The following is a 23,004-nucleotide window of genomic DNA, read 5'->3' as shown; positions in this document are numbered from 1 at the left end:
GTGACGCTCGCGCTGGCGTTCGCGGCCGGACTCGACGCCGGAGGGAGCGGGCGAGGCAGGCCAATGGGCCAGTTCGACGCCTAGACACGGCAGCTCGACGTTTACACAGGGGAATCCATTTCTACACGCGAGGGGCCGAGCGAGTGCTCGCGCTGCAGCGGCCCATGGCGCGATCCGGCTTGGTGTCGAACGCGCGCGTCGCGGCGTGCCGTCGCAGGCGAGTCGGCATCTCCCGAACGGATTTCCCTCCCTTCTCCCTCGAAACGGACACGCCGTATCCCTCGAAGCGGACGAGCCGCTGGAAGGCATCACACCCACAACAGCAAAAGGATGAATAACATGCGAACATGGTCATTGGTAACAGCGTTCCTCGCGTGCGTCGCCCTCGCCAATGCGAGCTGCGCGATGGACGCGTCGGACGGAGATGAGTGGGACAGCACCGAGGAGACCGGTGACGCGACGTTGGCCTCGACGGTGTCGGGCTGGACGGGGTGGTCGTCGGGGAGCTGCGGAATCGGTGGCTGCACGCCCATCGTCTCGCCCACGTGCGCCAACGGGAGCTTCGCGAGCCGCTGGGAGAGCAATTCCTCTCGCTCCCAGTTCCGGATCTTCTGTACGCCCGGTCCATCGTCCACGACGAACCACGTCTGGACGAACGATTGCCCCAGCGGCAAGGTCGCGACGGGGGTCCAGTGCGTCACGACCAGCGCCGGGGGATTCTGCTCGACGGCGACGCTCCGGTGCAGCACGCCCGGGGGGGAGTGGGGTACCGGCTCCCAGTCCCAGAACCCGACCACGATAGGCACGAATCGATACCAGTGTCCCGACACAGATGTCACGGGATATGGATACGTGGACCGCATCAACTACACGGGTGGGGTTTGCGGCACGCTGTGGGGGCCGCTCGACTTCCCGTGATGCCACCTACGGCCGTTCCCGTCGAGCAGGTCCCGGCCGCGTTCACGGCTGACCGGCGCGCCCGCCGGTAAACGCTGCTGGGGCGCGGCGCAACCAGCCCTCGACCTCCGGCAACGACGGCGGGCCCCTCCTGGCCGCGCCGAGCCGCCGCTCGACCCGGCTCATCCTGCACGATACCGGCGCACGTCTCTGCCGCTCGGTGAGCGCGTCGCCGGCTGCTAGAGCGACAAACGGGTTGAAGCCGCACGCAAACAGCGAGAAGTTGGGACGCCAGAAGACGCCAAAAGACGCCAGAATTTTATTGTTCTCTTGGCGTCTTTGGACGTCTTTTGGCGTCTTCTGGCGTCCCATTCTTATGGTTGCCAAGCTGATCGGTGTTCTAGGACAAGCAAACGCGTTCCGCAAAGTCAAGATTCTCGGAGCCGTTCCTGACTCGTGCAGTCCGACGGTACGAGCTCATTGACAGAACGGGCCTTGCGATCAGGCAGGTCTTCCACGCCTGAAATGCCTGGGATTACCGCCCGTTCAGAGCAGTTGGTCCGTCCTCCGGGAACGGTGTACTGGTCGATCCTCCGGTTCAGACATCGACAGGGGCTCCCGGCGGTCTCCCTCCGCCGGCGTGGGCTCGAGGAGGGGCAGCGTGGCAGAGAGATCCCGGAACAACGAAGCAGCGACGGCGCGACGGGGGCTCGCGGCAGCATTAATCGCGTTTGCATCGGCCGCCTGCGGCGCCTCTCCGGCCCCGGAGCGCCCCGCACCGGCACCTTCCAGCGCCGCTCCGGCCACGCCCCCGCCGCCGGCCCCCCCGGCGGCGTGGCGGCAGGAGAGCTCGCTCGGCGTGCAGATCTCGGTCCCGGCCCACTGGGCCGTCAACGAAGATGTGCCTGCACCCGCCCGCTCCGCCTCCCGCCGACGCGCTGCTCATCGTGGAGGACGCCGCCGGCCGGGGCACGATCTACGTCGCGTTCTCGGGCTGCGTGGGGCGCGGCCTCGACAACGGCGAGAGGCGAGCTCAGGTGAGCGCCTCGCTCGTCAAGATGTTCATGGAACCATTGCACACCGGCTACGTCTTCCACGGCGATCTGAACGGGAGGTGATCTGGAATGAGTCGTGACATCAACCACCTGCACCACGTAGGCCATGTGGTGAGCGATATGGAGGAGGGGCTCGAGCTCTACCGGCGCCTGGGCTTTCATCTGTCGCCGCCCGCCTACCCCGCGCTGTCACCCGTGGAGGGCGAGCCTCCCCGGCCGTTCGGCGCGGCGAACACCCACGCCGACTTCCCGCGCAGCTTTGTCGAGCTGATGACCTGCGTCAGGGACGACGGCTCCGCCCGGATCCCCGCCGGCGCGAGGATCATCCCCCTCCAGGCTCCCCCCGAGCACCTGCCGCGGATCATGCAGGCCATCCGCGCGACGGTCGCCAGGATCGCCGCGTGCCTCGCGCGCTTCCAGGGCCTGCACATCCTCGTGCTCGGCGCGCCCGACGCCGCCGCCCTCGCCGGCCGCCTCAGCGCGGAGGGCGTCCGTCACGGGGGCGTCAACACCGTGCAGCGGCCGGTGGAGACCGCGGAGGGGCTCCGGATGGCGCCGGTCCGCCTGCTCGAGCTCGACAGCGGCGATCCGGAGGAGGCCGGGTCAGGCCGCGTCCCCGAGGGGAGGATCGCGATGGTGGAGGACCTGCAGGCGGAGCTGCTGCAGACGCAGCTGCACATGGATCATCCGAACGGCGCGGTGGACCTCGTCGACGCCGTGCTCTGCGTGGCCGAAGCTGATCTGCCCGAGGTCGAGCGCCGCTACGAGAAGTACACTGGCCGCAGCGCCCGCGCCGACGGACCGACGCGCGTCTTGGATCTCGAAGGCTCCCGGATCACCCTCGTCGCCGACTCCGATCTGGAGGCGATCTTGCCGGGCGAGCGCGCCCCCGCGCTCCCGGCCTTCGTGGCCTACGCGGTCGCGGTGCGGGACGTCGGCGCCGCGCGGAAGCTGCTGGAGGAGAACGGCTTCCCGCTGAGGGAGTCGGCCTCCGGGGACATCTTCGTTCCAGCCAGCGCGGCGCTCGGGACCGCCGTCATCTTCCGGAGCGCGGGCTGAGCACGCCCGGCGAGCGAAGGTTGCCCGTCCGCGATCGCACAGAGCACGCCGTCCAGCACCGGCAGGCTCCCCCGTGAGCGCCCGGGCGCCCATGCGGTCGCGACGTGCCAGCGCATCGTCCGAGGACCGAGGGTGAGCTGGTCCCTCACCGGCGGCCAGCCGGGCGCGGCACGTGCTAAAACAAACGTCCGCATGGAGGCGATGAGGATCGAGGGAAGCGAGCGCGATCTCGAGACGTTCGCGGCGGGGATCCTCCAGGGCGCCGCATCCATCGAGACGCCCACCCCGTTCGAGCGCCAGGTGCGCTGGGACCTGCAGGGCAACACGGGCCTCATCAGCGCCTCCACGCTGCGCTCCGGCATCTCCCTCTCCGCCAGCCGGTGCCGGTGGGCGTGGGCGTCGGGGATGGTCATCGACCACGCGCCGACGGGGCTGGAGTTCGTCCTGTCGCGGGGACCCCACATGCGGGTGAGGAGCAGCGAGGGAGACGGCTTTCTCCTCGGGGGCGGGACATTCCGCATCGGCCAGGTGAAGAGGCCGCTGAAGCTCGTGTGCGAATGGGACGAGTCGGCCCTCGGGCAGGATCAGGACAGCCTCTGCCTCACCATCGACGCATGGCGGCTCCGCGAGCTCCTGGGCTCGCAGGTCCTGCCTGCGCCCCTCGAGCGGATCGTGGCCGACACCGGGGGTTACCCGCGCGCGACGCACGCCATGTCGCCGACCCTGTACCGGCTGCTCGACGAGATCCTGGGCTGCGACGCCAGGGGTCTCTCCCGGCAGCTCTACCTGGAGGCCAAGGGGCTCGAGCTGATGGCGGCCATGCTCGATCAGCTGGAGGAGAGCGAGAGCGCAGCGTCGCCGCTCCTCTCGCAGCACGACATCGCGCGGCTCGAGCGGGCGCGGCACGCCCTGCTGGCGCGCATGGTGGACCCGCCGACGCTCCCGGAGCTCGCCCGGCACGCCGGGCTGAACGAGGTGAAGCTCAAGGCGGGGTTCCGCGCGCTCTTCGGCGCGCCGGTCTTCGCGTACCTCCGGAGCCACCGGCTGGAAGAGGCCCATCGCCTGTTGCGCCAGCGGGCGTGCAACGTGACCGAGGTGGCGCAGCGGGTGGGGTACGAGAACCCGAGCAAGTTCGCGGCCGCGTTCCGCAAGCGGTTCGGCGTGCCCCCGTCGACGGTGGGCTGAGCGCCCTGGGGGCGACGCTCGCTGCCGCGGACGGCGAGGGGGCGCGCAGGGAGCATCGCCACGAGGGGTAGGCGCTGCCAGGGGCCGGCTCGAGGCACGGTCCTCCCGCTGGGAGCTGAAAGGCTCCTGCGTGGAGCGGCGGCGTGCGGCGTCCGGAACCACCATCGCAGCGGGCGGCGAAGGGGCTCGCCCCGGGAGAACGCGATGAAGGCGATTGTTCAGTACGAATACGGTTCGGCGGACAACCTGCGGCTCGAGGAGATCCCCATGCCCGCGCTCAGGGACGACGGTGTGCTCGTGCGGATCGAGGCCGCGTCGGTGAACGCGGCCGACTGGCACATGATGCGGGCGGATCCGTTCTTCCTTCGGTTTCTCGGCTTCGGGCTCTTCGCGCCGAAGCACCGGGTGCCCGGCGCCGACATCGCCGGTCGGGTGGAGGCGGTGGGGAAGAACGTGACCCGGTTCCGGGTGGGCGACGAGGTGTTCGGGGATCTGTCCGCTCACGGGTGGGGAGGCTTTGCGGAATACGTCTGCACGTCGGAGCAGGCGCTGGCCCCGAAGCCGTCGAACGTGAGCTTCGAGGAAGCTGCGGCCGTCCCCCTGGCGGCGTTGGCTGCGCTCCAGGCGCTCCGCGACTGCGGGCGGGCGCGGGCCGGGCAGCGGGTGCTCGTCAACGGCGCCTCCGGAGGGGTGGGGACGTTCGCTGTCCAGATCGCGAAGGCCCTGAACGCGGAGGTGACAGGGGTGTGCAGCACCAGGAACCTCGATCTGGTGCGGTCGCTGGGCGCCGATCACGTCGTCGACTACACGCGCGCGGACGTCACCCGGAGCGGGCACGAGTACGACCTGATCGTGGACACGGCGGCTTACCGACCCGTCTCGGACTACCGGCGCGTGCTCCGCGATGGCGGCACGTACGTGCTCGTCGGAGGAACCACCGGGGCGTTTCTGCGGGTCGCGCTCCTGGGGCGATGGTCCGGGTCGAAGGCGATGAAGGCGCACGCGTCGCGTCCGAGCGCCGCCGATCTCATCGCCCTGACGAAGCTGATCGAAGCGGGCACGGTCAGGCCGGTGCTCGATCGGCGTTATCCCTTGAGCGGGGTACCGGAGGCGGTCCGCTATCTGGAGAGCCGTCGCGCGCGGGGGAAGGTGGTGGTCACAACCGCCACCGCCGTCGTCCCGCCTCCCTGAAATCCCGGGCAAAGCACCGGATCGCGACGGTTCGCCCCGCGGAATCGTCCCGCCAGGGATCTGTCTCGCGAGCGAAAATAAATTTTAACGCAAAGTCGCAAAGCCACAAAGGCGCAAAAATGCACGAGACTGTTCTTTTTTTTTGCGTCTTTGCGTCTTTGCGTCTTTGCGACTTTGCGTTGAAATCTCAATCGCTGCGCTCGTCGTGCAAAGGCCCAGGGATCGTCAGTCAATCGTCGTGTGCGGCGTGGCGGCGCGACTGGATGAGAGCGCCGGACTCTACGTGACGGCGAGGAGGCGGGGATCTCGGCGACTGGCGCGCTCAGGGGCGCGAGCGACGGCCCTTCTGCGTCGAGGGCTGTGCGTTCATGCCGGCAGAAAGGCCTGCTTCGAGGAGAGGAGCGCGTCCATCAGGGCCTCCCGCTCGGCCGGCGGCTGCGCCGCGACCCGCTCCCACGTGTCCCTGCGGAGGCTCGCCTTGGCGAGGCGGAACGCCGCGGCGGGGCGGCCGCACGCCGTGGCGAGGAAGCGGCGCGCGTCCTCGAGCGGCTCGGCGGAGAGCGCGTCGCCGACGCCCATGTCGAAGAGGCTCGCGGGGGAGTGGAGCTCCGCGCCGAAGACGAGCCTCCGGAGCGCGCGGGCGGGAGAGGCGGTCCGGGCGATCTCGAAGGCGACGCGCGGGAAGGCGATGCCCACGGCGAGCTCGGGGAGACCGACCTTGTAGTCGCCGGCGCCCAGGGCGAGGAAGTCAGCGCACATCGCGAGCAGGAGGCCGCCCGCGATCGCGTGGCCGTGGACGGCGGCCGCGAGCGGCTTCGGAAAACGGAAAGCGGCCCCGAAGGCGGCGTCGAAATCGTCAAGGAAGCTCCCGAGCCCCTCTCGATCGAGCGACGCGACCTCGCGGAGATCGAGACCCGCAGACAGGCAGTTGCCGGCGCCGCGGACGAGCACGCCGCGCGCGGCGTCGTCCTCCGCGAGCCGCTGGAAGACGTCGGCCAGCTGGCGGAGCACCGCCTGGTTCATGGCATTGACCTTCGGTCGGCTCAGCGTGACCTCGGCGATGCCGTCTCTGGTGAGCACCTCGACGAATTGCATGGCGGGACGATCGCGCAGAGACGAGCGCGGCGCAAGCTCGCGCGCCCTGGCGCCCTGGCGCCAGCGCCGCGGTGATCAGGCTGCGTGTGCGAGATCGCAAGCGACCCCTCCTGCTAACGCGGCGCTCTATCAACAGATGATCCATGCACCGAAGAACCGCTTTCACGCCACAGCCACCCTGAGCGGACCTGTCAGAGGTCCCAGACGAGCGAGACGGGCACGACGCGCTCCGCATCTCCTGCAAAATTTCCGTGCTGTAACCGCACAGTTCCAGCACCCGGTCGTTCTTGACGCGGGATCGCGGTGAGCCCAACCTCGCGGCATGCGGAACCCGTGGTGGGTGGGCGTGTTTGCGGTGATTGCGCTCGCGTCGGCCTGTGGGGCCCGGGACGCGCTCGACATCGAGGGACCGTCGGCGGAGGAAGGCGAGGTCGGATCGACGGTCGGGGCTGGCGGTGCTGGCGGCACGTCATCGAGCTCGGGCGACCCAGCGATCGGCGCGAGTGCCAGTTCAGGCGGTCCATCCTCGGGAGGTGGGCCGGGCGTCGGGGGCGCGGGGGTCGGGGGTGCGGGGGGCGCGGGCGCGGGTGGCGCGGGGGGCGCCGAGCCGGGGTGCGACCCGACCCGCGTGGAGAGCGGCACCTGGAATGTCAATCGCCAGGAGGCTCTCGAGAAGCTGCGCGGCGTCACCGTGCTCAATGGCAGGCTCAACATCGGCGGCGAGGTCTCCGACCTGTCCCCGCTCGCGTGTCTGACGACCATCTCGGGCCACCTCGTGATCAGCGACACCTGGCTGTTGTCGAGCCTCGACGGCCTCGACTCCCTCTCCGTCGTCGGGGCGCAGCTGGAGGTGGCGCGGAACGCGTCGCTGCTCCGCCTCGGCAAGCTTCCGAACCTGCAACAGGTCAACGGGCTCATCGAGATCCGTGAGAACCCGATCCTCGAGAGCGTCGCCGGCGTCGGGCTGAACGCCCATGAAGTGCACGTGATCGACAACAACGAACTCGATAGCTTGTCAGGCTTCGAAAGGTTCGAGGAAGGGGTGCTCTTGATCGAGGGCAATGACCACCTCGTGTCGCTCGACGGGCTGCAGGGCCTCCACCGGGGGACGCTCCGGCTGATCGACAACGATGCGCTCGTGTTCTTGCCAGGAATCGAGAATTTCGAGGAAGGGGAGCTCTGGATCGAGGGCAACGACGGGCTGCAGTTGCTGCGCGGGGCCGTGAACCTGCGCCGCGGGCGGATCAGCGTGATCGACAACGACTCGCTGATCAGCCTCGACGGCCTCGAGACCGTCGAGGATCTCGAGGAGCTCGCCATCTCCGGGAACGACGGGCTCCTCAGGCTGGACGGTGTCTCGCGGCTCTCGACCGTCCAGAACCTCGTGCTGGCGGAGAACCCGCAGCTGACCTCGCTGTACGGCCTCGACCAGCTCCGTTATGCGGGATCCATCTCCATCGCGCGGAACGAGCGTCTCCGCGGCCTGGTCGGGCTCGGGGGGCTCGAGACCGTCGACGGCCTCAACATCAGCGGCAATCCGTCGATGACCACCCTCACGGGCTTGTTCTCGCTGCGTGGTGTCGTGTATGCCTATGTCGAATCGAATCCCGAGCTGGTGATCGCCGACGTTTTCGCGCACCTTCGCTCGGACTCGGGCGACGTGCAGTCGCTTTATTTTATTTCCAACCCCAAGCTCACCAGGATCGAGCTCGGCGGCCTGACGCGCCTGCAAGAGCTGTTCATCGTCGGTAGTGGCTCCCTGGCGGACCTGTCCGGCCTCGCCGGCGTGACCGAGCTGTCGGTGCTCTCCCTGGACCAGAACACCGGGCTCGTGAGCCTCACAGGCATGGAGCAGATCTCGGATCTCTCTCTGCTGTCGATCTCGAACCATCCCCGGCTCACGGATCTCCGGGCCCTGAGGGGCCTCCGCAACGTCCGAAACGGGATCGAGATCGTCGGCAACCGCGCGCTCACCAGCCTCGACGGGCTCGGTTCGCTCAGCGCGGGCGACGGCGTGACCGAGACCGTGTCGCTCCAGGGCAACGAATCGCTCGTCGATATCGACGCTCTGGGCGGCCTGGTCCGCGTGGGCCAGCTCGTCGTCCTGGACAACGACGCGCTGCTCGGGCTGGCGGGACTCGAGGGCCTGGCAGAGCTCGGTAGCCTCATCGTCGCGGCGAACCGCTCGCTCGCGACGCTCCGAGGCCTGGGCGCCCGGATGATCGGTTGGATGCAGATCATGGGCAACGAGAGCTTGCCGAGCTGCGAGGTCGAGGCGTTCGTGGAGCGCCTCGACTGGCCGCCCGAGAGCGTGCTCGCGGAGAACAACGGTACCGGGACCTGCTCGCCCTGAGCCCGCAGGGAGCCCGCCGCCGCGCGCGAACGACGCCGGCGCGCGCCCTGGGCCGAGGCGCCCGCGGCGGCCCTTCGCCGCGATGCGGAGCCGGCAGGCTCAGCGGCCCGCGAGGCGCCGCATGCAGAACTTCAGGGCCTCGCGAAGGGTGGCGTGCGTGCCGAGGGAGCGCAGATCGACGTCGAGCGAGGTCATGGTGCGCGCGACCGCGGGGCGGATGCCGGTGACGATCGGCCGGACGCCCAGGAGCTCGACGGCGCGCATGATGCGGATGAGGTGGTCGGCGACGGCCTCGTCGATGGTCTCGACGCCTGTGGCGTCGAGGAGGGCGAAGCGCACGTCGCCGCGCGAGACCGCGTTGAGGAGGCTCTGCATCAGCTCGCTGGCGCGCTCGCCGTCCAGGGCGCCGATGAGCGGCACGGCCAGGACGCCATCCCAGACCTGGAGGATCGGGGCGGAGAGGGCGTGGATGACCTCGCGCTGCTGCTCGATGAGGGCGCGCTGCTCCAGCATCCGCTCCTCCTGCTCGCGCTCCCGCGCGGCGTAGAGCACGCCGATCTCGGCGTGCGCGGCGCGGAGCTCGGCCGTGCGGGCCTCCACCTTGTCCTCGAGCTGGGCGAAGAGGCGGGCGTTCTCCAGCGAGACGGCGACCTGCGAGGAGAGCAGGCCGAGGAGCTCGACGCGATCGTGCGTGAAGACCGCGCTGGCGAGCGCGTTCTCGAGATAGACAATCCCGAGGACGCGCCCCTGGTGGAAGATGGGCGTCGCGAGGAGCGATCGCGGCTGGACAGCCTTGATATAAGGGTCGGATCCAAAGGCGGGATCGCTCGGGGCGTCGGCCATGACGACGCTGTCCTCGGTCCGCGCGACATACTGGACCACGCTGGCGGCCAGATCGGAGCGGGAATCCAGAGGCGTCGAGGCGACCCGCTCGACGCCGCCGACGATGTCGCCGGCGGCCTCGATGGTGAGGCGCCCGTCGTCCTTCAGGATCAAGAAGCCGCGGCGCGCGCCGGCGCTCTCGAGCATGATGCGCATCAGCGCCTCGAGCAGCCGGGACAGGACGATCTCCCCGGCGAGGGCCTGAGAGGCCTTCAGCACGCTGCGCAGGTCGAGGTCTTCCCTGAGGCCGGTCCTTGCGCCGGTAGGGGCGGGCAGCAGCACGAGATCGGGATAGTAGCGCTCGAGGCGGGCCATGGCGCTCGCGGCGCCCCAGCGCGCATACTGGGCGTGGGCCTCGGTCATGTAGGCGCGCGCGCTCGTGGTCCTGCCGAGCGCCAGGTAGCAGCGCGCGCAGAGCTCGTTGCCGAGGGCGCTGTCGTGGAGATAGCCGCCCTCGACAGCGGCGCGGATGCCCTCGTCGTAGAGATCCAGCGCCTCTCGCCTGTCGCCGCTCACGCGCGCGAGCTCGGCCGCGAGCAGGAGGTGGCGGTGCCTCATGTTGTCGGGCGCATGGCTCGCCCAGAAGGCGACCTTCTCGCCGAGGGCACGGGCCTTGTCGAGATACCGCTCCCGGGTCTCCGGATCCGCGCTGTCGGCCGCCTGGACGAGGGCAATGCCGCCGTAGAAGTGGAACGGCGGGTTGCCCTGCCAGCCGGCGATCCCGATGATGGTGGGGTTCGCCTCCATCGCCAGCGCGGCCGCGCCCGGGTAGTCGCCCTGGAACACGCGCAGGAAGAGGCGGTAAAAGATGGTAAAGAAGAGCGAGGCCTGGTTGTTGACCTGAACCGCGCTGTCGACGAGCTCTTTGATCTGGACCCACTCGCCGGCCAGCTCCGTCGGCCCAGGATCCGGGCTCATGAGGTTCTCGCAGATCTGGCCGACGCAGGAGACCATCCAGGTGATGAAATTCCACCTGTCGAACTTCCTGATGGGCAGCAGCGACTGCGATTCGGCCTTGATCTCGGCGAGGGGGCGGCCGAGCAGGAGGGTCGCCGTGTTCGCGTTGGTCATGCAGTAGAAGGTCCAGACGTACTGTCCTGTCTCCAGGCCGGCATGGATGCCGGAGAACAGGACCTCTCGCCCCTTCTCGTAGCTCGTCCGCCAGTGCATGACGAACGCGCCCCACATGCAGGCGAGGATCGGGTCGTTCCGCTTGTCCGGATAGCGCCGGAGGATCTCGCCCGCGGCTTCGCCGAAGGCGTAGCCGAGCGGGATCCGGCCGCTGACGCACAGGATCTGGCCGAAGACCACGTAGGCGAAGACGGAGCTTTGCGAGACGCCGTATTGCACGGTGTCTCGCAGGATCTTCATCACGCAGAAGCCGAAGTTGTTGCTCGCGAGGAAGTAGCAGGACGAGATCATCTCCTCGAGCACGCTGTGCAGGACGGCGACCTCGGGGTCGGCGAGCCGCGGCAGATCGCAGAGCGACTCCATCGATCGGCCGTCGAGGAACCTGAGCGTCGCCTCGACGTCGCCGGCGACCGCCTCGTCCGACGGGAAGGGCGGGAGATCGATCCCGAAGGCGCGCAGGGCCACGAGCCCCTCCTCGAGGGCGGCGTGCAGATCGGCCTTGAGGATGTGGACCCGCACCTTGAGCCCGTGGGCCCGCGTCTTGTCGAGCCGGCTCCTCGCGTGGATCACGGCCCCTTCCAGCGTGGGGAGGGCGTCGTCCGGGCGGCCGGAGAGCCCCTGCATGAGGCCCATCTTCGTGGTGAGCGCGAAGCTGAGCTCGTACTCCGTCGCCCACGGATCGCCGGGGAGCCTGGCGATGCCCTCGGCCAGGTACTTGAGCGCGGCGTCGAACGCCGCGCTCTCCTCGGCCCGCTCGGCCGCGGCGAGGTTCATCCGCGCGAGATCGACGCGGGGCGCGGGGTCCTGGATCAGGTCGCCGGCGAGGTTCAGGTGGTTCACGACGTCGAAGAGAGAGCGCGCGTCGGACCCGAGCTGCTGTCGCAGGAGCACCCCGATGCGGTGGTGGAGCCCCGGCCGCTCCTCGACGGGGATCATCGCGTAGGCGGCCTCCTGGATCTTGTCGTGGACGAAGCGATGGTACGCGCCGTCGCCCGCGATGAGCTCTTCCCTGAGCGCCGGCTCGACGCGCCCGTAAAACTCGTCGATGGAGCACTCGCTGACGGTCGAGAGCGTGCCCAGATCGAAGCGGTTGCCGAGGGCCGCAGCGAGCCTGAGCGCGTCCTGCGCGGCGGGGGGCAGGCGGCGGATGTTGCTCCCCATGAGGTCGAGGACGTTATCCGTGTACTCGAGGGCGCGTATCGCCTCGAGATCCCACGACCAGCGGCCGGCCTCATCGAAGGACAGCGCGCCGCTGTCGTGGATCGATTTGAGGAAGCGCTTGATGAAGAACGGGTTTCCGCCCGTCTTCTTCAGCACCATGGCCGCGAGCGGCGCGCAGTCCGAGCGCCCGAGGCTGTCACAGATGAGCGCCTTGACGTGCGGGAGCTCGAGCGGGGTGAGCACGATGGGCTCGATCTCGACGCCGCTCTTCCGGAGCTCCTCGACGGCGCGGATGAAGGGGTGCGTGGGGCTCACCTCGTTGTCGCGGTAGGCGCCGCAGAAGAAGAAGGCCCCGAGCCCGTCGGCCTCGAGCAGCGCGTTGACGAGGCTCAGGCTCGCGGCGTCGATCCACTGGAGGTCGTCGAGGAAGAGGACGATGGGGCGCCCCTGCCCCGTGAAGACGGAGACGAAGCGCTGGAAGGTGAGGTTGAGGCGGTTCTGCGCCTCGACGGGGCCGAGGGAGGGCACCGGCGGCTGCTCGCCGACGAGGAACTCGAGCGCGGGGAGGACCTCGCAGATGACCTGCGCGTTGCTCCCCAGCCCCTCGATCATGGCCGCTCGCCAGCGCGCGATACGCGCCTCGCTCTCGGACAGGATCTGCCGGAGCAGCGCGTCGAACGCCTGGAGCACCGGGCCGAGGGGCCGGTCCCGATTGAACTGGTCGTACTTGCCCGTGATGTAGTAGCCCTTCTCGCGCGCGAGGGGCTTCAGGATCTCCTGCACCAAGGAGGACTTCCCGATACCGGAGTAGCCCGAGACGAGGACGATCTTGCGCGTGCCGCCCAGGACCCCGAAGAACGCCTCGGTGAGGCGCTCGATGCTCTCTTCACGACCATAGAGCTTCTGGTGGATCTGGAGCATGTACGCGGCGTCGCGCTGGCCCAGGTCGAAGCGATCGAGCTGGCCATGGTCGAGGCGCCGCCGACACTCGTGAAGGTCGGCCAGGAGGCCGCTCGCGGATTGATAACGGTTCTCCGCGTTCTTGGAGAGCAGCTTCATGACCACATCGCCGAGCGCGGCGGGCACGGCGGCGTTTCGCGCCGTGGGGTGCTCGGGGATGTGGGCGATGTGGGCGTGGATGAGCTCGAGCGGATCGCTCGCCTGGAAGGGGACGGCCCCGGTGAGCATGCGATAGAAGAGCGCGCCGAGCGAGTACAGATCGGAGCGGTGGTCGACGCTGCGGTTCATCCGGCCGGTCTGCTCGGGCGAGATGTAAGGGAGCACGTCGGAGATGACAGCGTCGCTGTAGAGCGACTCGCGCTCTCGCGTGACCGCGGCGTCAACCCCGTAGTTCAGGATCCGGGCCTGACCGTCGCCAGAGATGAGGAAGCTCTTCGGCCGGACGGCGCCGTGCACGATCCCGTGTCCGTGGAGCACGCGCACCGCCTCGGCCATGGAGATGGCGAGCTCGAGGCACCGGCTGACGTCGAGACCGCCGCACGCCGCGAGGTAGCTCTCGAGCTCGTCGCCGGCGGTGTCCTTGAGGACGAGGACGAGCTCCCCGCCGTGCTCCTCAAGGCCGTAGACCTTGACGACGCGATCGGACTCGATTCGCGCGATGTGCTTGTACTCGTGCTTGACGCGGGCGCGGTCCACGATGCGCGAGCCGCCCGCGCCGAGCACCTTGAGCACCACGGGGGCGCCGTCGTCCGCGCGGACGGCGCGGTATCGGGCGGAGTCGCCTCTCGGATCGAAACGGCTGACGGAGTGATAGCTGGGTAGAGTGAGCATCACCGAATCGCTCGACAGGGACCCTGAGCGTACTCGAGCGCAGGAGCTGCGCCGCTGAAAGAACGTCCTCTCCTGTCACGACCTCGGCGCCGGCGCGGCGTCTGTCCGGCTCGTCGGGCATGACGGGGCGTCGCGGTCGAGCGGGCCCAGCGTTGCACCGCCGTTTTCCGTGGCAAAGCGTGGTCCTTTTGCCAACATCGCACATCGGCCGGCGCCTCGGGGCCGCTCCGGCGCTCGACCCTTCCACATATGTCCGATAGCCCACGTTACCGCGTGCTGGAGGTGCTGCACCGAGGTGCGGATACGATCCTCTATCGCGCGAGACGCGAGGAGGACGGCCTGCCGGTGGTGCTCAAGGCCCTGCGGCGCGACCACGCGAGCCCGCGCGCCCTGGGGCGCCTGCAGCACGAGCTCGAGATCGCCAGGGCGCTCGAGTCGCCGGTCGTCGTCAAGGCGTACGGGATCGAGACGTTCCGCGACCAGGTGACCCTGGTCCTGGAGGACTTCGGCGGCCGCTCGCTCGACCGGGGCCTCGGTGGCCCCATGCCGATCGAGCGCTTCCTGCCCCTGGCCATCGGCTTCGCCGGCGCGCTCGCCGAGCTGCACCGGCGGCACGTCATTCACAAGGACATCAAGCCCCAGAACCTGCTCCACAACCCCGACACCGGGGAGGTGAAGATCACCGATCTCGGCATTGCCTCCCTCTCGCCCCGCGAGGCCGAGGAGCTCGCATACGACGGGCTCATCGAGGGCACGCTCGCGTACATGGCGCCCGAGCAGACGGGCCGCATGAACCGCTGGATCGACGAGCGCACGGACCTTTATTCCCTCGGCATCACCTTCTACGAGATGCTGACCGGCACCTTGCCTTTCCATGCAAGCGACCCCGTCGCGTGGGTCCACTGCCACATCGCCCAGGCGCCGCGGCCGCCGCACGCGCTCGTGCCCTTGATTCCCCTGCAGCTGTCCGCGATCGTGCTCAAGCTGCTCGCCAAGGCCGCCGAGGCGCGCTACCAGAGCGCGCTTGGCCTGCGGTATGACCTCGACCGGTGCGTCGGCCGGCTGCGCGCGAGCGGCACCATCGAGGCCTTTCCGCTCGGACAGCGCGACGTCCCCGCTCGGTTCCAGGTCCCCCAGCGGCTCTACGGCCGCGAGCGCGAGCTGGAGGCCTTGCTCGCCGCGTTCGGGCGCGTGGTCGCGAGCGGCCGGCCCGAGCTCATGCTCGTGTCAGGCTACTCGGGCATCGGAAAATCGTCGCTCGTCGCCGAGCTGCGCAGGCCCATCGTGCGCGAGCGGGGCTTCTTCCTCTCCGGCAAGTTCGATCAGCTGAAGCGCGACATCCCCTTCCACGCCTTCATCCAGGCCTTCCGGGCGCTTTCGCGGGAGATCCTGTGCGCGAGCGAGGAGCAGGCCGACCGCTGGCGGCAGCGCCTCCGCGAGGCGCTCGGCCAGAACGGCGGGTTGCTCGCCGATCTGCTCCCCGAGCTCGCGCTGCTCCTCGGCCCCCAGCCGCCCGTGCCCGAGCTCCCGCCCGCCGAGGCGCAGAGCCGGCTGCACGCGACGCTCCAGCGGTTCGTCGCGGCGTGCGCGCAGAAGGAGCACCCCGTCGCGCTGTTCCTCGACGATCTCCAGTGGGCCGACGCGGCCAGCCTCCAGCTGCTCGAGCAGCTCGCCACCCGCGCCGACGCCGCGCACCTGCTGCTGATAGGCGCCTACCGCGACAACGAGGTCGGCCCCGCGCACCCGCTCCGGCTCGCGCTGGCCGAGGCGCAGAAGCACGGCGTCCCTGTCGATGACATCGCCCTCGCGCCGCTCTCCCCCGCCCACGTCGGGGCCCTCGTCGCCGAGGCGGTGCACGCCCCGGCAGCGCCGCTCTCCCGGCTCGTTTACGAGAAGACCGGAGGCAACCCGTTCTTCGTGCTCCAGTTCCTCATCACCCTGCACGAAGAGGGGCTCATCACCTTCGACGCCGACGAGGGCGCGTGGCGGTGGGACCTCGCCGCCATCCGCGACCAGGGCTTCACCGACAACATCGTCGAGCTGATGGTGGGCAAGCTGAAGCGGCTCCCCGTTCCCACGCGCGACGCCCTCAAGCTCGCCGCGTGCCTCGGCAGCAGCGCGGACCTCGACGCCCTCGCGATCGTCGCGAGCCGCCCGGCGGAAGAGCTCCGCGAGGCGCTCGAGGAGGCGGTGCGGGAAGGGCTGCTCGTCTGCAGGAGAGGGTCGTCCTACCGCTTCCTCCACGACCGGGTGCAGCAGGCCGCTTATTCGCTCATCCCGGCGGGACAGCTCGCCGAGGTGCACCTCCGGATCGGCCAGCTGCTCCTGAAGGCACGGCGCCAGGACGAGCGCGAGGACGCGCTCTTCGACATCGTGGACCACCTCAACCGCGGCGCCGTCCTCCTGCGTTCCCAGGCGGAGCGCGACGAGCTCGCCGCCCTCAACCTCCGCGCCGGCAGGAAGGCCAAGGCCGCCGCCGCCTACCAGTCCGCCGCGGCCCTCTTCGCCTCCGGCGTGGCCCTCCTCGCGAAAGATCCCCGCGAGCGCTGGGAGACCCGGTACGAGCTGACCTACGACCTGAGCCTCGAGCGCGCGCGCGCCGCGTACGTCACCGGCGGTTTCGAGGAGACCGAGCGGCTCCTCGAGGAGCTCCTGGAGCACGCGAAGACCAAGATCGAGCGCGCCGCCGTCGTGGAGCTCGCGGTCGCCTTCTACCAGACCCGCGGGCGGAGCGACCACGCCGTGGAGATCGGGCTCTCGTGGCTCCGCACCTGGGAGTTCGATCTTCCGCCCCATCCCACCGAGGCGCAGGTCACAGAAGAGATCAAGAGCGTCTGGCAGGCGCTGCGCGACCGTGCGATCGAGGATCTGCTCCACCTGCCCCCCATGGAGCACCCGGCGAGCAAGCTCCTGATGGCCGTGCTGCACGGCGTGGCCGGCCCCGCGATCTTCGTGGACCAGGACCTGCACTGCCTCGCCGTCGTTCGCATGGTGAAGCTCAGTTTGCGCCACGGCAACGCCGAGAGCTCCGCCCATGCGTATGCGGCCTTCGCGCGGATGCTCGGCCCGCGGCTCGGGCGATACCGGGAAGCGTACCTGCTCGGAAAGGTCGGCCACGACCTGGCGGACAGGAGCGGCCTCCTCACCATGAAAGCGCTGGTGTTCACCCTCTTCGGACAGCACGTCGTCTTCTGGACACGCCACTACCGAGAGACAGCTCCGTACACGCGCGCCGGTTTCAGCGCCGCGGTCGAGTCCGGCGACCTGAACATGGCGTGTTTCAACTGTATCTGGGCCCCGCTGTTCCAGCTGCTCTCCGGCGGGCCGCTGGAGGACGTGCTCCACGAAGTCGAGGAGCGCCTCGCCTTCGTGCGCAGGACGCATCACGCGTTCTCGCACGGACCCCTCCTCAGCGGCCACGCCATGATCCAGACGCTGCGAGGGAGGCCGGTCGGCTACGCGACGGTGGACGGCTCCGATCTGGCCCCGTCGGCCTTCGATGCGCGGCTCGACGAGGGCCAACTGCGGGGCGCTCGCGGCCTCCATTACAGCATGAAGGCCCAGGCGCTCTTCGTGCTCGGCCCTCCCGGCGAGGCGCTCGCCGCGGCGACGCGCGTGATCGTCGACCACCCCCTCTGGACCGAGCCCTCGGCGCTCATCGCCGAGAACTGCTATTATTACGCGCTGGCGCTCGCGGCCGTCTCGTGCGACGCGCGCGCGCCGCATGAGCAACACGGGGCGCGGCCATCCCCGGCAGAGGAGCTCCCCTCGGGTCTACTCGACTGCGAAGGGCAGCTCGGCGAGTGGGCCGCGAGCTGCCCCGACAACTTCTTCCACAAGCACGCCCTGATCCGCGCCGAGATCGCCCGGCTCCGCGGGCAGGAATCGGAGGCGATACGGCTTTACGAGCAGGCCATCGCGTCGGCGCGGGAGGGCGGCTTCGTCCAGCACGAGGCCATCGCCTGCGAGCTCGCCGCTGGGTTCTACCGCGCGCGCGGCCTGCCCACGCCCGCCGTCGCCTACCTGCGAGACGCCCGCGCCGCCTACTTTCGCTGGGGCGCCCACGCCAAGGTCGAGCAACTCGACCAGCGCTATCCCCACCTCGCCCCGCGCAGGCCGATCGCCCCCACCGTCACCTTCGCCGTCCGGGCCGAGCAGTTCGACGTCCTGTCCGTCGTCAAGGCCTCTCAGAGCATCTCCGGCGAGCTCAAGCTCCCACGCCTGCTCGAGATGCTCCTGCGCACGCTGATCGAGCACGCGGGTGCCGAGGAAGGCCATGTGCTCCTGATCCGGGAAGATCGCATATCGACCGCGGCGGCGATCGCCGCGTCCGGGGGCGCGGCGCGCCTGTTCGACGGGGGCGAGGCGCCGGGGGCGCTGCCGCAATCCATCCTCAACTACGTCCTTCGCAGCCACGAGCGCGTGCTGCTCGACGACGCCACGGCCAAGCACACGTTCTCCGAGGACGAGTATTTCACGGAGAAGAGGCCGAGGTCGGTGCTGTGCCTCCCGATCCTGCGGCAGGCCCGGCTGCTCGGCGTGCTCTACCTGGAGAACGGGCTCGTGGCCGGCGCGTTCACCCCAGGGCGGCTCAGCGTGCTCGAGCTGCTCACCTCGCAGTCGGCCATCTCGCTCGAGAACGCCATGCTCTATGCCACGGTCGAGCAGGAGAACGCCGAGCGGCGGCGGGCGGAGCAGGCGCTGAAGGCCAACCAGGCGACGCTGCAGGCCATCGTCGACAACTCCGCCGCGGCCATCTACCTCAAGGATCGCGAGGGCCGGTATCTGCTCGCCAACCGCCAGGCGGGCAACGTCCTCGGCCTGCCGAGCGATGAGCTCCTCGGAAAGACCGACGCCGAGCTCTTTCGCAATGCGAGCGTCGAGGTGCTCCAGACCAACGACCGGCGGGTGCTCGACGCGGGCGAGCCGCTGGAGTTCGAGGAGGAGACGCTGGTAGAAGACGAGCCGCGCACCTTCCTGTCGGTCAAGTTCCCTCTCGGCGAGGAGATCATGCCCGGCGTCGTTTGCGGCATTTCCACCGACATCACCGAGCGCAAGCGGGCCGAGATCGCCGAGCGCTTCCTCGCCGAGGCGAGCCGCAAGCTGATGGCCCTCGGCTACGGCGCGACCCTCGAGAGCGTGGCGCACCTCGCGGTCCCCGAGCTGGCCGATCGGTGCGTCATCGACGTGGACCTCGCCCAGGGCACCGCTGGATCCACGGTCACCGCGGGCGTGCCGGCCGAGCTCGCCGGCGCGGTGATCGAGGCGCTGCGGCCCCTGGCAGCGACCGCGCCGGACCGGCTCGAGGTGGGCGACGTCCGCGTGGTGCCCCTCCTCGAGCGGCTCGGCGTTCACTCCTTCCTCCGCGTCCCGCTCCTCGCGCGCGACCGGCGCTTCGGGGTCATGACCCTGCTGGCGACGGCGCCCCGGCGCCGCTATGGCCGCGCCGACCTGTGGCTTGCCGAGGAGCTGGGCAGCCGCGCCGCGCTCGCCCTCGACAACGCGCGCCTGTTCGCCGAGGCCCAACAGGCGATCGAGCGCCGGGACGAGTTCCTCCTCGTCGCCTCGCACGAGCTCAAGACCCCGCTCACCTCGCTGAAGATGCAGGCCCACCTCCTCGCGCGGCTCTTGCCTCGCTACCGGCGCGGGGAGGTCGCTCCGGAGCGCATCGACGCCGCGCTCCAGGTCCTCGATCGCCAGATCGCGCGCCTCGGCCACCTGGTCAACGAGCTGCTCGACGTCACGCGCCTGAACGCGGGCCGGTTGACCCTCTCGCGCGCGCCTGTCGACCTGCCGGCCCTGGCGCGCGAGGTCGTCGAGCGGATGCACCAGCAGCTCGACGACGCCCGCTGCCGCACCGAGCTCGAATTGGACGAGCCCGTGATTGGAAACTGGGATCCTTCTCGCATCGAGCAGGTCCTCATCAACCTCCTGTCCAACGCAATCAAGTACGGCGCGGGAGGCCCCATTCACGTCGTCGTGCGCGGCGAGGGCGATCGCGCGCGGCTCGTCGTCCGCGATCACGGCATGGGCATCGCCGAGGCCGATCAGGCCCGGATCTTCGAGCGCTTCGAGCGCGCCGTCTCTGTCCGCAACTTCGGCGGCCTCGGCCTCGGCCTCTACATCGTTCGCTTGATCATCGCGGCCCACGGCGGCACCATCCGCGTCGAGAGCACGCCAGGCGCAGGCGCCACGTTTATCGTCGAGCTCCATTTGCTCCCGGCCGAGGCCGAATCGGACACGGCGACCGACGACCAAGGCGCCCTGCTCCCACCGGCGTAGAGCGCACGCTTCCCTGCGCGGATGCCACGCTCTGCGCCTTCAAGGACTGAGGGGCGGCGACGCGGAGCACACGTGACGCGTAGGACGCCTGCGTATGCCCTCTAGGGAACGGCGTAGGATGGATCGCCTGCGAGCACCTTGGCGAGCAGACCGCGCACCTCGAAGCGCTCGCGGCACAGCTCGAAGGGGAAGTTGAGGACGCCGACGCGGCAGACCGGGATGTCGACCGCGGCGTCGGCTTCGGGGCCGAGGAGCTCGATCAGGGGGGCCAAGCCCGGTGTGTAAGCGTAGGAAGCGTCGCGGTGCGAGACGGCTCGGAGGAAGAGCAACGGGGCGCCGGCAGCCCAGAAGCGAATGAACCCGTCCTCCGAGGAGGAGGCGAGCACCTTGCCGTGCGGCGAGAACGCGACGGCCGTGACGGCGCCCGTGTGCCCCTCGAGTAGGCTCCTCTGCGCGCCTGTCGCGATGCTCCAGAGGCGCACTGTCTGGTCGGTCGAGCCCGAGGCGAGGGTGGTGCCATCCGGCGAGAACGCGAGGGTCGTGACGTCGCCCGTGTGCCCTTTGAGCTTGCGCTCCTCGCGCCCTGTCGCGGAGCTCCAGAGCCGCACGGTCTCGTCCGCGGAGCCCGAGGCGAGGGTCTGGCCGTCCGGTGAGAATGCGACGGCCGCGACCCAACGGGTGTGCCCTTTGAGCTTGCGGTTCTCGCGCCCTGTCGCGGTGCTCCAGAGCCGCACGGCACGATCCTCGGCGCCCGAGGCGAGGGTCCGGCCGTCCGGCGAGAACGCGACGGACCGAACCCAGCTGTCATGCCCTTCGAGCTTGCGCATCTCGGCGCCTGTCGCGACATTCCAGAGCCGCACGGTCTCGTCCCAGGAGCCCGAGGCGAGGGTCTTGCCGTCCGGCGAGAACGCCACGGTGATGACTGGCCTGGTGTGCCCTTCGAGCTTGCGCATCTCGGCGCCCGTCGCGACATTCCAGAGCCGCACGGTGTGGTCGAACGAGCCCGAGGCGAGCACCTTGCCACCTGGCGAAAATGCGATGGATGTGACGTCGCTCGTGTGTCCTTCGAGCCTGCGCATCTGACCTGTCGCGACATGCCAGAGCCGCAGGGTGTTGCCCTCGGAGACCGAGGCGAGGGTCTTTCCATCGGGCGAGAACGCGAAGGACCTGAACGGCTCCGTGTGCGCTTCGAGCTTGCGCATCTCGGCGCCTGTCGCGACGTTCAAGAGCCGCACGGTCCTGTCCATGGAGCTCGCGGCGAGGGTCTTTCCATCGGGCGAGAACGCGACGGAGTCGACCGGTTTCGTGAGCCCTTCGAGCTTGTGTACCTGGGTCCCTGTCGCGACGTTCCAGAGCAACGCCGTCTGGTCGTCGGAGCTCGAGGCGAGCGTCTTGCCGTCGGGCGAGAACGCGACGGCTCTGACGTTGTCCGTGTGCCCTTCGAGCTTGCGCGTCTCTGTTCCTGAAGCGACGTTCCAGAGCCGCACTGTATCGTCCCAGGAGCCGGAGGCGATGGCCTTGCCATCGGGTGAGAACGCGACGGAAGTAACCGCTCGGAGGTGCCCTTTGAGAGCGCGCGTCTCGGCCCCCGTCGCGACGTTCCAGAGCCGCACGGTCTCGTCCCAGGATCCCGAGGCGAGCCTCTTGCCATCGGGCGAGAACGCGACGGAGTCGATGAGGCTCTTGTGCCCTTCGAGCGCGTGCAACTGGACCCCTGTCGCGACGCTCCAGAGCCGCACGGTCTGGTCCATCGAGCTCGAGGCGAGCGTCTTGCCATCGGGCGAGAATGCGACGGACATGACGTCGTCCTTGTGCCCTTCGAGCGTGCGTATCTCGACCTCTGTGGCGAGGTCCCATAGCCGGACCGTGTTGTCGATGGAGCCCGAGGCGAGGGTCTTGCCGTCGGGCGAGAACGCGAGAGAGGCGACCGTGTCGGTGTGCCCGGCGAGCTGCGCCGTCTCTCGAAGGTTCAGGGCCTGATCCCTGATCGACACGAACGTGCCGGTCGCGATGGCAAGCCAGCGCCCATCCCTGCTCCACGCGAGCGCCAGGGTGCCGTCCAGAGATCCGATCGGCAGGTACGGGACGACCTTCTTTCCAGCCACCTCCTCCAGCTCCACGAGCGCCCTGTCAAACAATCGCTGTGCCCCCGCCGCGTCCCCGGTCTCCTTCGTCACGAGCCCCGCGGACCAGAGCGCTTGCCCATTCGGCCTGTACAGCGACCAGGCCTCCATGAATCCCGTCCTCGCCGCCTCGTATTCCTTGCCCTGCCACGCCGTCGTTGCCGCGGAGTAGGCCTTGCGCATCGCCTCTTTCGCCTTGTCATCGAAGGTCTTGCCCTCCTCCTCGGCGATCCGCTTGCGCGCATGCTGCGCCGCGACCCGCGTCGCCGGCGTCGCGCCCGCGCTGGCGTCGATGGCGTCGGCGACCTTGCGCGCCTCCGCCCCTCTCCGGAGCTCTGCGAGCGCCGTGACCAGGGCCTCCCAGGTCTCGCCCGCGCTGCTCGGGCACTGCGCATCCGCGCGCTCGATCACGCGCACGGCGCGATCGAGCCTCCCCTGCTCGAGCAGCCCTGGCACACGGGCGCGCTGCTCGGCCGCCATCTCACAGGGGGACAGCTCCGGAGGTTCGGGTGGAGCGGAGACGGACGCAGGCGCAGGCGGCGGCGTGACGACGGCAAAGGCGGCCGGAGCCTGCGACCGGCTCGTGCTGCCATCACCGGAAGCGCAGGCGCAGAGCGCGGCGGCCGCGAGACACGCCAGGACGGGGGGCACCAGCGCGCGAGTCGGGCGAACCACGGTGGCCAGCGTAGACCCCCCGGGGCGCACGCCGTCGAGAAAGCCGCCAGCGCGGCAGCCCCATGCGAGGGCCGAGCACCCCGCTGTCGATGTGGCCACCCTCCCTCGTTGCGATCATCGAGCC

Annotated in this window: 11 protein-coding genes; 7 read left to right on the top strand and 4 right to left on the bottom strand. The window is 69.6% G+C overall.

All coding sequences use genetic code 11. The features are described from left to right. Positions 1-339 precede the first annotated feature (339 nt). Positions 340-918, top strand: a complete 579-nt coding sequence (locus WME97_RS35000; RefSeq protein ID WP_437544093.1) for a hypothetical protein — start codon at positions 340-342, stop codon at positions 916-918. 42 nt (positions 919-960) lie between these two features. On the opposite strand, the gene WME97_RS34995 is transcribed toward WME97_RS35000, so the two are convergent. Beyond that, complete coding sequence (locus WME97_RS34995) at positions 961-1,269, bottom strand: hypothetical protein (RefSeq protein WP_437544091.1); 309 nt, start codon at positions 1,267-1,269, stop codon at positions 961-963. A 527-nt stretch (positions 1,270-1,796) separates the two neighbouring features. On the opposite strand from WME97_RS34995, the gene WME97_RS34990 reads away from it, so the two are divergent. The 4 genes from WME97_RS34990 to WME97_RS34975 all read left to right on the top strand — a co-directional run bounded on the left by WME97_RS34990 (position 1,797) and on the right by WME97_RS34975 (position 5,387). Next, positions 1,797-2,015 (top strand): hypothetical protein, encoded by a 219-nt coding sequence (locus WME97_RS34990; protein ID WP_437544090.1) that lies wholly within the window; start codon positions 1,797-1,799, stop codon positions 2,013-2,015. A gap of 6 nt (positions 2,016-2,021) precedes the next feature. Beyond that, the gene (locus WME97_RS34985; protein ID WP_437544088.1) at positions 2,022-3,011 is read left to right on the top strand and encodes a VOC family protein; all 990 of its coding nucleotides are present in this window, start codon (positions 2,022-2,024) and stop codon (positions 3,009-3,011) included. A gap of 201 nt (positions 3,012-3,212) precedes the next feature. After that, positions 3,213-4,196: a helix-turn-helix transcriptional regulator gene (locus WME97_RS34980; RefSeq protein ID WP_437544086.1), complete on the top strand. Its 984-nt coding sequence runs from the start codon at positions 3,213-3,215 to the stop codon at positions 4,194-4,196. Between the two features lie 204 nt (positions 4,197-4,400). Next, the gene (locus WME97_RS34975; RefSeq protein WP_437544084.1) at positions 4,401-5,387 is read left to right on the top strand and encodes an NAD(P)-dependent alcohol dehydrogenase; all 987 of its coding nucleotides are present in this window, start codon (positions 4,401-4,403) and stop codon (positions 5,385-5,387) included. Between the two features lie 366 nt (positions 5,388-5,753). Here the strand turns inward: WME97_RS34975 and WME97_RS34970 are convergent, their stop codons facing one another. Continuing rightward, a complete protein-coding gene (locus tag WME97_RS34970) occupies positions 5,754-6,482 on the bottom strand; it encodes an enoyl-CoA hydratase/isomerase family protein (protein ID WP_437544082.1) in 729 nt (242 codons plus the stop codon). Positions 6,483-6,804: 322 nt separating this feature from the next. Here WME97_RS34970 and WME97_RS34965 point away from each other — a divergent pair, with 322 nt between their 5' ends. Then, positions 6,805-8,835 carry a leucine-rich repeat domain-containing protein gene (locus tag WME97_RS34965; protein WP_437544081.1) on the top strand — a complete coding sequence of 677 codons (2,031 nt, stop codon included), beginning with the start codon at positions 6,805-6,807 and terminating at the stop codon, positions 8,833-8,835. Between the two features lie 99 nt (positions 8,836-8,934). Here WME97_RS34965 and WME97_RS34960 read toward each other — a convergent pair whose 3' ends face one another. Further along, positions 8,935-13,800: an AAA family ATPase gene (locus tag WME97_RS34960; RefSeq protein WP_437544079.1), complete on the bottom strand. Its 4,866-nt coding sequence runs from the start codon at positions 13,798-13,800 to the stop codon at positions 8,935-8,937. A gap of 249 nt (positions 13,801-14,049) precedes the next feature. Between WME97_RS34960 and WME97_RS34955 the strand changes: the two genes are divergently transcribed. Further along, positions 14,050-20,082: an AAA family ATPase gene (locus WME97_RS34955; RefSeq protein ID WP_437544077.1), complete on the top strand. Its 6,033-nt coding sequence runs from the start codon at positions 14,050-14,052 to the stop codon at positions 20,080-20,082. Positions 20,083-20,183: 101 nt separating this feature from the next. Here the strand turns inward: WME97_RS34955 and WME97_RS34950 are convergent, their stop codons facing one another. Further along, a complete protein-coding gene (locus WME97_RS34950; protein WP_437544075.1) occupies positions 20,184-22,880 on the bottom strand; it encodes a hypothetical protein in 2,697 nt (898 codons plus the stop codon). Positions 22,881-23,004 lie beyond the last annotated feature (124 nt).

This window comes from Sorangium sp. So ce367 (assembly GCF_051520455.1).
GTDB lineage: Bacteria > Myxococcota_A > Polyangia > Polyangiales > Polyangiaceae > Sorangium > Sorangium cellulosum_B.
This window is presented reverse-complemented; position numbering and strand designations above follow the sequence as displayed.